Below are 15,328 nucleotides of genomic sequence, written 5' to 3'. Positions count from 1 at the left end.
TTGCCCAGTTAAAATTGCCGCAAAACGAGTAGAACGGGCGGAAAGAAATGAGCCACAACCAGGCTGTCGGTGCATCGCACGACGAACCAAAAATCGAAGGTCTACAACCCGGCGCCAAGCTGCTGCGCGGGCAGTATGAAATTCTCCGCTTTCTCAGCAATGGTGGGTTTGGAATTACCTATCTTGCACGCGACAGCCTTGAGCGGGATGTCGTCATCAAAGAGTGCTTTCCGGGTGCCCTGTGCCGCCGCAATGGCGATCTGGTCGAACCGTCCGATCCGGCCTACAAGGAAGACCTGCGCGCCATTATCGATCTGTTCATTCAGGAAGCCCGCAACCACGCCCGTCTGGTGCATCCCAATATCGTGGATGTGCATCAGGTCTTCGAAGACAACGATACCGCCTATATCGCCATGGATCTGATCCGTGGCTGCGATCTGTTGGACTACGTCGAAGATCCCGAAACCGACAGCGGACCGGATTTCATTGTCCAGGTCACTGAAAAGATGCTGTCGGCGGTGTCCTTCATCCACCAGAGCGGCATGCTGCACCGGGACATCTCTCCGGACAACATCCTGATCGATGAAAACGGCGATCCGGTTTTGATCGACTTTGGCGCGGCGCGTGAACAGGCTGCAAACAAAACTGCGGCCCTGCTGACGCTTCGGGTGATCAAGGATGGGTACTCACCGCATGAGTTCTACGTCCGTGGCTCCGAGCAGGACCCCAGCAGCGACCTCTATGTACTCGCAGCCACGCTTTATCACGCCATCAGCGGAGAGCGCCCGATTGACGGTCAGAGCCGTTTGAACGCGTTCAACAACGGCCAGGAAGATCCTTATGTGCCGCTGGCCGGGCGGTTCGACGGCTATCCCGAGGGGTTTCTGGAAGCGATAGACAAGGCGATGGAAGTCCACGCCACCGATCGTCTGCAGTCCGCCCTGGACTGGCTGCGTATGTTCCGTGGCCCCGGTGTCATGTTCGACACGTTCGCCTATCGCCCCGTATCTGTCATCGTCGGAATGGACCGTAAGGACAAAGAGGCCGAAAAGGCGCGCATCAAGGCCGAAAGCGAAAATGCCGAGGCGGTTGTGACGGCTTTGCTGGCCGGGAACCCCGACATAGCCCTTGGCGGCGATGCAAAGAAAGACGAGGAAATCGCGAAACTCGCGTCCAAGGAGGAAACTCCGGTCGCGGTGGACACCGTCGTTCAAAGCGGGTCAGGCGGCAGCAGCAAGGCGGTCATCGGAATTGCGGTCATCATCGCGGCCGTTGCCGCGGGTGGATTTTTTCTCCTGCCCGGCGGCAGGTCGGAACCCGATGTCGCAACAACGACCAGTGTTGAGGAACCTGCACCTGTTATTGCGGACGCAACTGACGGGCAGGAAGCGGCATCGTCCGAAAACACATCAACTGTTTCACAGCAGCCTGTCGAGCAGGCGCAAGCCGAACCTGCGGAGGTGGCCGCCACAGAAGCGGCCTCCGCAGAACCGGTACCCGCAGAGGAGGCTGACCCGCAAAGTGCTGAGGTTGCGGCTGAACCGGAAACCCCGGTGGCACCGGCGGGTTCAGCCGATCTGGCTGAGTCGCAAGTCGCATTTGCCCACTGGGACGTGGAGATCCCGTTCACGACCTCGCGACGCCGTGCGTCGACCGGAAACGTGATTGCAGTGACAGGTGTCGATCCGCAAACCGACATGTCAGTCATCGGCGAATGGGTCACACGCGGCGCTGCGATCTTTACCCTGAATGGCAATCCCGTGCGGTCTGATGCGTCGTTTGCGGCGCAAGTCCTGGACAGTCTCAAGGTTGACCCTGACGGGTACACCCGGGTCGCGGCGCGGTACCGTCCGCTCGGTCAGACTCGGGCTCAAAACGGACTGTTGGCGCTGCCCGCAATCCGAGTGCTGGGGCTGCAAAACGGGTACGCGTTTACCATTCGGCATGCTGACGATGCGGGATGGCAGACCGTTGTGTCCAGTGTTCCGGCAGATAGGGCCGGTGACCTTCGGCAAGGCGATGTCCTGATGCGCGAATCCCAGACCGGCATTGAAGTGAACGAGCCGGAAAGTCTGGACGCGGTGCTGAACGCCCTTGTTTCCGAAGATCAGCCCCAGGCACGTCTGACCGTGTCGCGCAACGGGGCCGAGACGGCTGCGGTCATGCGGCTAGCACAGGAGTGATCTGACCGGTTCATCTGTGATCTGCCAGTGTGTGTTTGCTGAGGGTGGCCCGTGTTCCCGCCACCCTGACGGGACCCGGCCCGTCGCAGAAAGTAAAAGTTTACTTGGTTTTTCATCATCGTAAGTGCCGCTGTGCTGCCGAGCGCAGGGGTAAGTAGCAGACCAATGGCACAAGACCAGTGTGCCGAGTATTCAAAGGTGTCGACACCATGTTCAAATACAAAAGCCCTCTCAGCCGGCTTCTAGAAGGTGCCGGCAAAGCCAAGGAAGACGAAGCCACAGATACCGCGAAACCTGAAGAGGGCGCGGCAGAGCCAATTGCAGATTTCAATGCCCTGCGCGAGGCACTGGCTGGCGGCAACATGACATCCGAATCCTATGAGGAAACGGATGAGTTGATCCCCGAAGACAAGATGCCTGAATTCACCGATGCCGACGGTGCATCCGATCAGGACACCGCGTCCGACAATGTCGCGGACGTGTCCGTACTCGCAGCGGGTCCGGAAGAGGGTGAAGATTCCAACGTTGAGGTGCCTGATGACGATTCCGGCGCTGCACGGGAAGAGGCGGATCAAGTTGTCACCTTGCGCCTGTCCGAGGACACGACAGTTCAGACCCCGCACGAGGACCCTGTCGAAATAGAAAATGTTCTTTCGGATGATGTCGATGGGTCTGCAAGCCACGTAGAAACGGCGGAAGACACATCGGAGGTTCAACCGGAGCCTAAGGCACAGCTGTCTGAAGACCCTCAACCTGAGCCCAGCCCGGCCACTGACCGGCGGTCCCGTGTGAAAACCACGTTCCTGGGGTTTGATCGCGCCGATACCCACGTTCAGGATCTCATCGAAACAGCAGAACCTGTTGGCAAGTCCGAGGCAGCGCAAGAGACATTCCCTGTTGGCTGGCTCGTTGTCACAAATGGGCCGGGTCGCGGTGCCAGCGTTACGTTGACCGAAGGTCTGATGCAGATTGGCCGAAACGACGATCAGGCGATCCAACTGGATTTCGGCGACACCGGCATTTCGCGCAGCAACCATGCTGTGATCGCCTATGATCCCGAGGATCGCAAATGCTATTTGGGGCACGGCGGCAAGGCCAACCTGGTGCGCCTGAACGGAAAGCCTGTTCTCAGCACCATTGCCTTGTCCAGCGGCGATCTGATCCGGATCAGCGAAACCTCGATCCGTTTTGCCGCCTTCTGCGACGACGCCTTTGACTGGCGGGATTCCTGATAGATGCTGGCGTCTCCGGCATATGATATTGCGCTGATCCTGGATCAGGGACAGCGCGACACGCAGGAAGATGCGATCGCCTCGCGAATGTTTGACGCGGCGGATGCGGGCTATGTGGTGGTTGCCGACGGAATGGGCGGTCACGCCGCCGGCGAGGTCGCGTCTGAGCTGGTGATTGCGGCATGGCGCGATGCGCTGGATGCCGAGCTTGAGGCAGAAGAGCAGTCCGAGGGCGCGTTGATCGATGCACTACCCTTGGCGGCGATGCAGGCCAACGCTGCCATCGCCAATCACAATGATGAGCAAGGCAACGGGTTCAAGATGGGGTCGACCCTGCTGGGTGTTCTGTTGCTGGATCAGCGCGTGTTCTGGATTTCGATCGGGGACAGCCCGCTTTACCTGTTTCGGGACGGTGACCTGACGCAGGTGAACGAAGATCACTCGATGGCGCCGCTGATTGACGCAAAAGTTGCGCAGGGCGTTCTGTCAGAGGGCGAGGCGCGCGCGCACCCGGATCGCAATCAGCTCACATCCGTCGTCATGGGCGCCGCAATCCCAAAGGTAGACTGTCCGGAGGACCCCCTCACGCTGTCGGCGGCAGATGTTCTGATTCTGGGCAGCGACGGGCTGCAATACCTTAGCAACGCTGAGATTCAGGCCATTCTCAGAGATCACGCTCAGGTCCTCGCGCAGGACATCGCCGATGCGCTGTTGCAGGCGGTTCGTGCCAAGGACGATCCGGATCAAGACAATCTATCAATCGCAGTCGTGAAACTGGCGAGACCCTAACTGAAGGCAAAGTAACAGCGACCATGAGAAAGCATCTTATCATATCAAGCCTTGCGCTCGCTGCCGCAACAGGCGCGGCGTCGGCGCAAGAGGCGTGTTCGACCTATGAGATCCAGCGGGGCGACAGCCTTCGGGAACTGGCGATCGAGGTCTATGCAACTGAAGACTTCCGCATCATCTGGGATGCCAACCGCGATGTGATCGGGTCGAACCCGAATATCATTCGTGTCGGTGACGTGCTGACCATGCCGTGCCTCGAAGACATCGGGCGCGCACCGGTACTGGCCAATACCGAAGCCGAACGTCTGGCCGCAGAAATGGCAGCAGAACTGGTCAAGGCCGCGGAAGAACGTGCGGAAAAGGCCATTGCAGACGCTGAGGCCCGGGTCGCCGTGGCCGAGGCCGCAGCCAAGAAATCCAGCGAAGAGGCAGTCATTGCCGCCAAAGCGGCTGCCAGGGACGAGATCGAGGCGGCCCGCGCACAGGGGGCGGCGCTGATCCGTGAGGCCGGCTCGGGTGAGCAACCAGAAATCCGGGATCGTCAGTTGCTGCTGATCACCGGCGGCAACTATGCGCCCTTTACGGATGAGGCCCTGCCGCATCGCGGGTTGTACACGCAACTGGTGGAAACCGCCCTGTTTCGCGCAGCGCCAGAGCAAGGCTACAAGATTCAGTTCGTGAATGACTGGTCCTCGCATCTGGACCTGTTGATGCCCACGCTGGCCTTTGACGGAACCTTCCCCTGGTCGCGCCCGAATTGCGAAGAGGCCGCCGCGCTGTCCGAAAGTGACCGGACGCGGTGCGAGACCTACAATTTCTCAAACCCGTTCTATGAGGTCGTGGATACCTTCTTTGCCCGCGAGGGCTCGGGCTATGAGGCGACACTGACCTATGCGGACTTCGCGGGCACCACGATTTGCCGTCCCGAAGGTTGGACCCTCTCGCACATGGATGCGGTGGGTCTGTACGAACCAGCGATCAATCTGCTGCGCCCGGTATCCCCGGATGACTGCTTCCATGCCGTCATGATCGGCACTGCCGATATCGTGGCCATCGAGGCCCATCTGGCGGTCGAAGCCATCAGCCGGCTCGGGTATGAACACCGCATTGTCGAAAACCCCAACCTAGCGGCGATCAAGTCGCTGAACGTCATGACCCACAAAGATAATCCTGATGGGGAAGCGATCCTTGAGACGCTGAATCAGGGTCTGGCAATCATGCAGCAATCCGGTGAGTGGCGCGACATCGTGTCAACCGCGCTGCGTCACCAAATGGAAAATGGATAAGGCTCTGAAAAGCCTGACAAACCTATAGTCTGGAGGAAGTGGACATGTTTAATTTCAACCCAAAGAAAGTTGTGATGTCGGCCACCGCCGTCACGGCACTCAGCGCCGGTGCCGCCGCCGCTCAGGAAGCGTGCACAAACTACACGGTTCAGGACGGCGACACGATGGCAACAATCGCCATCGCAGCCTACGGCACGTCGAATTATCAGCCGATCTTTAACGCGAACCGCAACGTCATCACCAACCCGAACGCGTTGGAACAAGGCTTGGTTCTGGCCTTGCCCTGTGAAGACGGTAGCCTGCCCAACGGTCGGTCGGCACAGGAAATCATCGCGGCAGAAGAAGAGCGTGCTGCGAGCGTCCAACGCTCTAATGTCTATGCGCCCCCGATTAAGATGGTGGCAGGCAACGGATGGGAGCCATTCACCAGCGAAGCGCTCGGCGGCGGTGGGATCATGACCCGTCTGGCGACAACCAGCCTTCAGCGTGCCGGTAACAGCCGCGACTATTCGGTCAGTTTTGTGGACGACTGGAGCTCGCACCTGGACACGCTGTTGCCACTTGGTGCGTTTGATATCTCGATTGCGTGGACCATACCGGATTGTACAAACCGCACCTATGAGTGGTCTGCGGAAACCGAAGCGCGGTGCACCCAGTTTGTCGCATCTGTTCCGGTTTACGATATCGTTGGCGGCTTCTTCACTCTGCCAGAGAGCCAGTACACTCAGGCAACAACCTTCAAGGATCTGGAAGGATCAACCATCTGTCGTATGGCCGGTTGGAGCATGGTTGTTCTGGAAGAGGTCGGGCTGAACCGCGAGAACACGAACGTGGTCCAACCAAATTCGGCCCGCGAATGCCTTGATGCGGTTTTGACCGGGACGGCCGACGTTGCCGCGTTCGAAGTTGATCTTTTCGCGGCAACCATGAAGGACATGGGGCTGACCTCGGCTGACATCGTTGAAAACCCGTATGTATCGACATTGTCGTCCATGAGCTTCCTCGCGCATCGCACCAACCCGTTTGCGCGCGAATACATTGCGATGATGAACAAGGGCCTGAACGAAATGCGTGAATCCGGCGAATGGTACGCGATCATTTCGGACACCCTGCGCGAGCAGAATGAAAAACTGAATACAGCTTCGAACTGATCCCTCGGTTCAGCTGAACAACTGGGGCCGGTCCTGTGACCGGCCCTTTTTTATTGGCTGACCAAAAGCTGATCCAATCGACCGGACAAACCTTGAGGCGGGATGAGCCGGGCCAGTTTTTGCAAAAGCCGCGCGCCGCCGAACATCAGCCATTGGTTTTGTCGACCGGCCCAATAGGTGGCCTTGGCCATACCAAGTTTGGACAGGTCCTGCCGCGGTACTCTGAATTCTGTTGGTGTCACAACCTCATAGGGATGCAGGTAGACATGCGGTGAAAACCCGGCCCTGCGGGCCTGATCGATCAAGTCCCGTGCCACGGCATCCGGTGCCAGTTTCAGATAAGTGCCGCCCAGCCGAATCTGCGGACCCCGACCTCTGTACTGACCGGAAAACAAGGGGACGAGTCGCAGATTGGACAAAGACATGTTTTGCGCAAACGCGCGACACTCGTCCGTCGTTCCAAAGAACGACGAGCTGTCATAGTCGAAATGCTGCTCAATCAGCTGGTATTGCTCGGGCGTGTCCCGGTTCAGATGAAACTTTGGGGCTCGAAAGCCCCGCACCGGAGTGTTCGCCGCCGCCTGCAATCTGTCCTTTGCATGGCCCATCATCCGGTCAATCGTCTGCGCCGGTTGTTGGCTCATGCTGTCGTGAAAATGATAGTGGCAGGCAATCTCGTGCCCCTGTCCCGCGATATGTGCGATCAGGTCAGGCGCGTTTTCCGCGACCACACCTGTACAAAAGAACGTTGCGGTGCCGCCGTCTGGGCCACCGTGCTCTTTCAGAAACGCGGCAATCGTTTCATAGCTGTGCCACAGGGCATCCACACGCAACGGTCCAGTTTCCCAGACACCGAGCGCGCGTTTCAGATCGTGCGAAAAGTCCTCGAAGTCGATGCTCAGGAACACAGGGCTATGCCACGGCTTTGCTCGGGCTTTCCTCTTTCAGGGCTTCACGCAAGACGACATAGTCGCCGATCACCAGGGCATCCACGCCCGAGGCGGCAAAGGTCGCGCACGCGTTCAGCGGCGAATAGACGATCGGTTCCTGAATGTTGAACGATGTATTCAACAGAACCGGTACACCTGTCTTTTCACCAAATTTGGTCAGCAGCGCATGGTAAAGCGGGTTGGCCGATTGCGCCACAGAATGGACCCGGGCCGTCTGGTCCGTATGGGTGATGGCCGGGATATCGGCGGCGCGTTCGTCCCGCACACGTGCGACGATATTCATGTACGGGCTGGACTGATCGATCTCGAAAAAATCGGATGCAGCCTCTTCCGCGACGCTGGGTGCGAAGGGGCGAAAATGTTCGCGTTTCTTGATCTTGGCATTGATATCGTCGCGAATACTGTCCTGACGCGGGTCGGCAAGGAAAGACCGGGTTCCCAACGCGCGGGGACCAAACTCTGCCCGACCCTGGAACCACGCGATGATCTTGCCGTCGGCCAAAAGGTCGGACACCTGTTCGATCAGGTCCGCCTCGGCCAATGCCGTTTGCGGTTGCGCGCAATAGTCGTTCAACGCCATCGTGATTGATGCCGTATCCCACTCCGCCCCCAAATAGGGGTTGCGTACCGATGGCAGATCCACTTGATCATGAGGAATGCAAGCCAGCGCCGCGCCTACGGCGCATCCGGCATCGTGTGGGGCCGGCGGGATGATGATTTCGTCAAAGGTGCCGTGCGAAATCAATGTTCCGTTGGCCGTTACGTTCAATGCGCAGCCACCCGAGATGACCAGTTTGCGCAAATCGGGGTTCGCTTTGCGAACCGGACCGAGAATATGGTGAAGCGCCTCCTCAAACGCGGCCTGGACTGACGCGGCCAGATCGATATGGCGTTCGTCGGGCACGGTCCCGGGGGTCCGGGCTTCACCAAACAGGTCTTCAAGACGCGGGTGGAACACCCCGCGCAGTGCCGAGTGATAATCGCACAGAGTCGTGTTCAGGCGATATCCACCATTGTCCTCGAGATGCAGAATTTCCTTGAGGATCGTATCGCGGTAGATGGGTTTGCCGTAGGGCGCCAAACCCATCATCTTGTATTCCCCTTCCAGCATCTTGAAGCCGAGGAAACCGGTGAAGGCGGAATAGAAATGGCCCAGCGAATTGGGCCAGCGGTGATCGGCGATGGCCTCTCGTTTGCCGTTGCGTACAGTTGTCACGATGGTCGAGCTCTCTTCACCGCCGCCGTCATAGGACAGGGACACAAAGCTGTCCCAGTCGCGCATTGCCTCGGCATACAGCTGATGGGTCAGATGGTGATTGATGTAATGCAGCTTGAACTCGGACGGGCCGTGTTCTGCCGTCAGGATCTTGCGGATGCGGAACAGGTCCATCCATCCGCTGTCCTGTGAGCCCTCGCCCCTGGTATCAGAGGAAAACAACGCGCCGATCCGGGTGGTTACGCTTTTGGCGGTGGACGGGCTTTGCAGGATCTTGCGGACCGTGCCCACACCGCGCCCGGCCATGCGCCAGGGCTGCCAGTAGACAGCAACATCATCCACCTCGGCAAACTTCAATCCACCGATTCGCAGAACTTCGGCAATCGCGTGATGCGGAAAGGCGCCGTCATTCTTGACCCGCGTCAGCCGCTCTTCTTCAACCGCGGCAACCAGTTTTCCATCGACAAACAGCGCCGCCGCACTGTTGTTCATCGTTGCCAAACCCAAAATCACTGACATAACTCAAAACATCCTTGGCCAAATACATGCCTACAACGCGCACACAGTAACGTTCAGACGCTTGGCCACGCAAGGTAGTTGGTCACACAGGCACGCTAAAAATCGCCTGTTCGAAATGGGACCGGTCGCGGAGGCAGCCAAATCAACGTGATTGCCCGGTTTTCCGCCCGATCTGGCGGCGATTAGCCGCGATTTGAATGGTCGTGTTTTACGAACAATCTCATCAGATTCCGATATCCGTCCACAATTTCGCTTGTCCCGATTGGCGTTCACGTGTCGCAGTAAAAGAGTGTTTACACGCCCCCTGCCCCTTCTGTTAGGTTGAGTGCAATCAATTGGCATTTGGTTCGGTTTTCGATTTTCAGGTTTGTATATGTACCCATGGAGCCAGTTTATGATCCCGTCCAAGGCTGCGGGTTTTTGGCATGCATTTTGCAAAATCAGGCAATGAGATCGGGGCAAAGCCCTGAGAGGTCCGGCCATGGTGTTGGCCGGTGTATTTCGCTGGATTCGAAGCCGGCAGAATTGATGAGGCGCAAGGGATGAAGATTCTATCGTTCAAATCTGGCCACGACGGTACGGTCGCCGGTGTGGACTGCATCGATGAAAGCCTATTGTTTTCCTACGAGGCGGAAAAAAACAGCTTTCCCAGATACACACCCGTAACGCCGGACACCTTTATCGACGCGGGACTGTGGTTCAAGGACCTGCCTGACGTTTTGGCCCTCAGTGGATGGTCCAGCAACGGCCGGGATCATGTGACGACATCGGGTGCGGGGTACTTCGGCATCGGGTCGGGGTCGGAAACCGTGGGTAAGCGCACATTTTTTGGGAAGACGGTCGACTACTACACCTCGACCCATGAACGTGCTCATATCTGGTGCAGCTATGCGCTGTCTCCGTATGCTCAGGGCGAACCTTGCTATGTGCTGCTTTGGGAAGGTGCGCTGGGTGATTTTTACGAAATCGACCGAGATCTGAACATACACCATCGCGGGCAGGTCATGACGGCCCCCGGTACGCGATTTGCCTTTCTCTATGCACTGGCTGATCCAGATTTTCCAATCTCGGGCGGTGAGTTGCGCCCCGCTGACCCCGGACGCCTGATGGCGGCATGCGCGTTTGGAGAGCCGGGACCGGCGGATGAGGATGAGCAGGAGTTGATCGACAAACTTCTGTCGATTGACACCTCCACCGATCCGCTGCGCAAAAGCTCATTCGTGAACTCGCCGTTCTTCAACATCGGCACGGACAGCCAAAGGCTGAAGAATCTCGCGACCAAGCTCTCAGAGGCCATTTTTGAGCAGTTTCGCCAGTTTGCCGAAACCAATCTGCGCGACGGACATCCGCTGATCATCGCAGGCGGTTGCGGGTTGAATGGCAGTTGGAACGCGCAATGGGAAAAGAGCGGATTGTTCCGCGACGTGTTTGTGCCCCCGACAACGGGGGATTCGGGGTGCGCAATTGGCACAGCGGTCGATGCGATGCGCCATTTCACCGGACGTGCCAAGCTGAATTGGTCAGTGTATTCCGGCCAGTCTTTTTGCGATGACAAGCTGGAACTGGACGGTCTGAGGGCGTCGGAATTGAACCTCAGGGACGTGGCACAGGCCCTGTATGACGGGAAAATCATCGGCTGGACCCGCGGCAATTGCGAGATCGGGCCCCGTGCTTTGGGGAACCGGTCGATTCTGGCGGCCCCTTTCAAGGCGGAAACGCGGGCGCGGCTGAACCGGATCAAAGGCCGTGTAGAAAACAGCCCTGTTGCGCCGTCCTGTCTGGAGGAAGACGCCCATCTGCATTTTGACGTGACCGGGCCATCGCCATATATGCTCAGCTTTCATCAGGTGACCGACCCCAATCTGGCCGCTGTCACCCATGTGGATGGGTCCGCCCGCGTGCAGACCGTACGACGCGACCAGAACCCATTTTTCTTTGATTTGTTGACAGAGTTCAAATCCATCTCGGGCGTGGGCGTATTGTGTAACACTTCACTGAACTTCCGCAATTCGGGCTTTATCAACACGACCAGCGATCTTGGCCATTATGCCCGACAGGTTGAACTGGATGGTTTTGTAGCCGGAAACACGTTTTATGAGATCGATCAGGTGTAAGCCAATCCACATTGTTGATCTGAGACATTCAGACGAAGAAGAGTATCATGAAGCACGTATCGAGCTTGTTTTCTAAGGGTGATGATGGAGGTCTGGTATGAGCGCTGTCGGTTCAGAACGGCTTGGAATACCTGACTATGCTCTGGCCGCCGCACTCTCGGGACTGGCGGTTCTCTTGTTTGTTGTTGCAACACCGTGGGGGATCGGAATCCGTCCGGATTCCGCCTATTATCTGGATTTTCCATTCTTTCTGCAGGGCAATTCGCCGGGCTACTTCTGGGCCATCAAGATAACGGCCGCGACAGGCTTGGACAGCATTGCGGCCGCAACCGTTTTGAACGCCGTGTTCCTGGTTTTGAACTGCGTGATTGTATTTGGCCTCGCGCGCGGGTTTGGGGCTTCGAAAACCATTGCCGCATTTGCCGCATTGCTGGTTCTGACCTCGCCGCTGGTCTTTGAATTGCACGTCACGGTGCTGTCCGAAGCCATGTTTATCTTTCTACTCGTGATCACGCTGGCCTTGCTCAGCTTTTATGCCGGGTCCGGTGCACTGACGTTTCTGCTTCTGGCCGGTCTTATCTCGGATCTGGTTTTTCTGACCCGGTTCAACGGGGCGCCCGTGTGGGTGGTTGGTGTGCTGACGGCGGCCTTTCTGGGACCCCGCAATATGAAAATACGGGTATTGCATGCGATTGCCTTCCTCGCAGCGGTCATTCTGCCACTGGTCGTGTGGGGTATGATCGAGGCACGCACCGGTGGCACGGGCCTTGGACGTGAGTTCGGATTCCTGGGCAACGCCACTTTTGATACGGTATTGCAGGGCGCGACGTCGATCTGGGTCTCGTTCTTCCCCAACGTAGTCCCGACCTTCATCAAGGTGCTGGTAGCGCTTGCCCTGATCGCACTTCTGGCCGCCCTTGTCTGGCAACAATCGCGAGATCGCGTAGTCGCGACACCATCCAACCGCGACGACAGGTTTGCCGCCTTTCCCCTGATCGCGGCAGTTTACATCTTTGGCCACTTCGCTCTTTTGCTGCTGTCCTTGCTGATCGAGCCGAACTTGCCGCTCAAGCCCTCTTACTTTGCGCCGGTTTATGTTCTGATCGTGATCATTGGTGCGCAATACAGCAGCCTTTTGCGATCCCGCGATGGATCACGCCTGCAGAGTTTGTTGGGTGTTTTTCTTCTGGTTTTCGGCGCGCTGGTTCTGGCATCCAATCTGGCAAGAACCGGCAAGTTGATGACCGAGTATCGCGAAGAAGGCATATTTTTTGCCGGACCGCAGTGGTATCAGTCACCGCTGGTTGCCGAGATAAACAAGCTCGATCCAGGGACATTCGTCTATACGAATGCACCCGACATTGTGCATCTGCTGACCCAGCGCGACACGGAATGGCTGCCGATGAAATTCAATCGTCGCACCGGCAAACCGTTGCCCGGTCGCCCATACGAAACGTTGCTGGCCGAAATGCATGAAGACCTGCGGCAGGGCAATGCGGTTTTGGCCTTTTTCGACGAAGTAACCTGGCGGTTCTATTTGCCGACGCAGCAGGAACTGACCCAGGACCTGAACCTGACGGAATTGGTGCGCACCGAAGATGGCAGCCTGTTGTATTTACCGGTAAATTAGGCGCGTCCGCATTTTTGCCTCAATACGGTGGTATCGACGCAACCGACACGGTATTGAGGGCAATTATACTCATGAAACAGAGTAGTGAGGATTTCAAAACTGGTGCTGCAGTCTCACCTGCTCAGCAGGCGTTGGAGATCGCGGTCATTTTGCCCTGTTATAACGAGGCCGTAGCCATCGGAGAAACCGTCGCGCAATTTCGCGAGTCCCTGCCAACAGCAACCATCTACGTGTTTGACAACAAGTCAACCGATGACTCAATCCAGATCGCTCGTGACGCTGGTGCAATCGTGCGGACAGAGCCGTTGCAAGGTAAAGGAAACGTGGTGCGCCGGATGTTCGCGGATGTGGATGCGGACGTCTATATCATGGCCGACGGTGACGCGACTTATGACAGTTCCGCCGCGCCCGAGCTGGTGGATTTGCTGGTTTCCCAGAATCTGGACATGGTGAATGGTGCCCGCGTGAACACCGAAACCGAGGCTTACCGCCCCGGGCACAAATTTGGAAATGCGCTGTTTACCGGTTTGGTAAAATTCTTCTTTAGCAGCAAGATCAACGACCTTTTGTCCGGTTACAGGGTCTTCAGCAGACGGTTCGTCAAAAGTTTCCCGGCTGTCTCGGATGGTTTTGAGATCGAAACAGAGCTAACAGTTCACGCGATGCAGATGCGCATGCCGATTGGTGAGGTTCAGACAAGCTACTTTTCACGTCTGCCGGATTCGAACTCCAAATTGTCCACGTTCAAAGACGGGTGGCGTATCCTCAAAATGATCAGCCTTCTGATCAAAGAGGAAAAGCCCATGGCTTTCTTCCTGTCGCTGGCTGTCATCGTTTTCCTGCCGTCGCTGTGGGTTTTTGCATCGGTTCTGGGCGAATTCCTTGAAACAGGGCTTGTCACGCGAATGCCATCGCTGGTTGTTGCTGTTTCGGGCTTTGTTGCGGCGATGTTGTCGGTGGTCTGCGCGTTGATCCTGGACTCGCTGGCGCGAAGTCGGCGCGAGAGCCGACGTCTGTCTTACCTGCAGTTTCCCAGCGTCGCTCGCGCAAAGAACCCCGCTGTTTAGTTGCCGGGTTCTTCACAACTCAGGCCAGCAACTGATCGTAAATTCTGCAGACGCTTTCGATATGGATTGCCATTCCAAAGTTGTCCCGGGCGTGACGCTGGCCAGCGGCGATGATCCTTTCCCGCAATTCCGGGTCTTTGTGCAGGCGTTGGACGGGGTCGACGAAGGCCGTTGCATCAAACGGGTCCACAAGAAAGCCGTTTTCGCCGTCGACGATAGCCTCGACGTTTCCGCCGTGCCGTGTGGCGACAACCGGCGTGCCAAGATACATCGTTTCGATCAACGTGCGCCCGAAGGGTTCGTCCAGGGCTGTAACCAGATTGGCGTCCATCGCGGCCATGTACCCGTCAATTGGTTGTCGGAAGCCCATCATATGGATCTGATTTTCCATCCAGGACTCGGCCGCTAGGTCCTCGCATTCCTTGTCCAGCTGATTTCCCCGGTCTACGACGCTGCCGAACAGAAACCCGTGCACGGGAACATCTGGCATCTGCTTTTGAATGGCAGCCACGGCTTTGACAAAATGGTCCGGGCGTTTTCGGGGCACGAAGTTTCCGAAATACCCCAACAGCAAGGCGTCCTGAGGCAAGCTCATCTCGTCAAGGAGGTCCTGTCGGGCTTGCGCCGGGTCCGGAGGATCCGGGTTGAAGTCAAATGGGCTGCGAATGACAGTGAATTTCTTGTCAACGGATCGCACTGGTTTCCTGGGCTTCGAGAAATGGGAAACACTGATGATGTGATCCGACAAGACCGGGGCCAGTTTATTGATGCCAAAGGCCGTGGGGTCCTGACGATGATGCCAGATATGCTTGCGCCCCGACAATTTCGTCGGCAAGGCCCAGTTCGAGTGCATCCGCCCTTCGTTGGTGTGCACGATATCCGGCTTGATCCGGTTCAGGACCGAGATGAACCCCGGCACACTCGACATCAGATACCGTCCGGGGCCGCAATCACCCGGGTAGTTGATCTGTCCCGGCGACATCAGGCTTGGTTTTTTTAGAACCTCGTATTCCAGCCCCAGCGATTGGGCATATTCGCCAGCCAGCCCGTCCTGATAGTGGACCATGATGTAAGGTTCATATTTCGACCGGTCCAGACCGGCGGCCAGCTTCATGGCTGACACGTGGCTGCCACCGATCACGGTGTCGCCTTCAAAAGGAAACAGAATACGTTTCGTCATTGCTCGTCTCG

11 protein-coding genes are annotated in these 15,328 nt (G+C 57.4%); 8 read left to right on the top strand and 3 right to left on the bottom strand.

Going from position 1 to position 15,328, the window contains the following annotated elements; all coding sequences use genetic code 11:
• Nucleotides 1–47 precede the first annotated feature (47 nt).
• From ACR3E0_RS21050 to ACR3E0_RS21030, 5 genes are all read left to right on the top strand, one after another.
• Nucleotides 48–2,183, top strand: a complete 2,136-nt coding sequence (locus ACR3E0_RS21050; protein ID WP_480481406.1) for a serine/threonine protein kinase — start codon at nt 48–50, stop codon at nt 2,181–2,183.
• A gap of 209 nt (nt 2,184–2,392) precedes the next feature.
• Nucleotides 2,393–3,415 (top strand): FHA domain-containing protein, encoded by a 1,023-nt coding sequence (locus ACR3E0_RS21045; protein WP_480481404.1) that lies wholly within the window; start codon nt 2,393–2,395, stop codon nt 3,413–3,415.
• Nucleotides 3,416–3,418: 3 nt separating this feature from the next.
• Nucleotides 3,419–4,204: a PP2C family protein-serine/threonine phosphatase gene (locus tag ACR3E0_RS21040; RefSeq protein ID WP_480481402.1), complete on the top strand. Its 786-nt coding sequence runs from the start codon at nt 3,419–3,421 to the stop codon at nt 4,202–4,204.
• A gap of 23 nt (nt 4,205–4,227) precedes the next feature.
• A complete protein-coding gene (locus tag ACR3E0_RS21035; protein WP_480481400.1) occupies nt 4,228–5,490 on the top strand; it encodes a peptidoglycan-binding protein LysM in 1,263 nt (420 codons plus the stop codon).
• A 44-nt stretch (nt 5,491–5,534) separates the two neighbouring features.
• Nucleotides 5,535–6,641 carry a peptidoglycan-binding protein LysM gene (locus tag ACR3E0_RS21030; protein ID WP_480481398.1) on the top strand — a complete coding sequence of 369 codons (1,107 nt, stop codon included), beginning with the start codon at nt 5,535–5,537 and terminating at the stop codon, nt 6,639–6,641.
• Between the two features lie 50 nt (nt 6,642–6,691).
• On the opposite strand, the gene ACR3E0_RS21025 is transcribed toward ACR3E0_RS21030, so the two are convergent.
• The gene (locus tag ACR3E0_RS21025; protein ID WP_480481397.1) at nt 6,692–7,549 is read right to left on the bottom strand and encodes a polysaccharide deacetylase family protein; all 858 of its coding nucleotides are present in this window, start codon (nt 7,547–7,549) and stop codon (nt 6,692–6,694) included.
• Nucleotides 7,550–7,553: 4 nt separating this feature from the next.
• Nucleotides 7,554–9,326: a carbamoyltransferase family protein gene (locus ACR3E0_RS21020; protein WP_480481395.1), complete on the bottom strand. Its 1,773-nt coding sequence runs from the start codon at nt 9,324–9,326 to the stop codon at nt 7,554–7,556.
• Nucleotides 9,327–9,868: 542 nt separating this feature from the next.
• Here ACR3E0_RS21020 and ACR3E0_RS21015 point away from each other — a divergent pair.
• The 3 genes from ACR3E0_RS21015 to ACR3E0_RS21005 all read left to right on the top strand — a co-directional run bounded on the left by ACR3E0_RS21015 (nt 9,869) and on the right by ACR3E0_RS21005 (nt 14,137).
• Nucleotides 9,869–11,440 carry a carbamoyltransferase C-terminal domain-containing protein gene (locus ACR3E0_RS21015; RefSeq protein ID WP_480481393.1) on the top strand — a complete coding sequence of 524 codons (1,572 nt, stop codon included), beginning with the start codon at nt 9,869–9,871 and terminating at the stop codon, nt 11,438–11,440.
• Between the two features lie 97 nt (nt 11,441–11,537).
• Nucleotides 11,538–13,070, top strand: coding sequence for an ArnT family glycosyltransferase (locus tag ACR3E0_RS21010; RefSeq protein WP_480481391.1), 1,533 nt, complete (start codon nt 11,538–11,540; stop codon nt 13,068–13,070).
• Nucleotides 13,071–13,141: 71 nt separating this feature from the next.
• Nucleotides 13,142–14,137: a glycosyltransferase family 2 protein gene (locus ACR3E0_RS21005; RefSeq protein ID WP_480481389.1), complete on the top strand. Its 996-nt coding sequence runs from the start codon at nt 13,142–13,144 to the stop codon at nt 14,135–14,137.
• Between the two features lie 19 nt (nt 14,138–14,156).
• Here the strand turns inward: ACR3E0_RS21005 and ACR3E0_RS21000 are convergent, their stop codons facing one another.
• Nucleotides 14,157–15,317: a glycosyltransferase family 4 protein gene (locus tag ACR3E0_RS21000; RefSeq protein ID WP_480481387.1), complete on the bottom strand. Its 1,161-nt coding sequence runs from the start codon at nt 15,315–15,317 to the stop codon at nt 14,157–14,159.
• Nucleotides 15,318–15,328: the final 11 nt, after the last annotated feature.

The organism is Ruegeria sp. AJ12, assembly GCF_056536245.1.
This window is presented reverse-complemented; position numbering and strand designations above follow the sequence as displayed.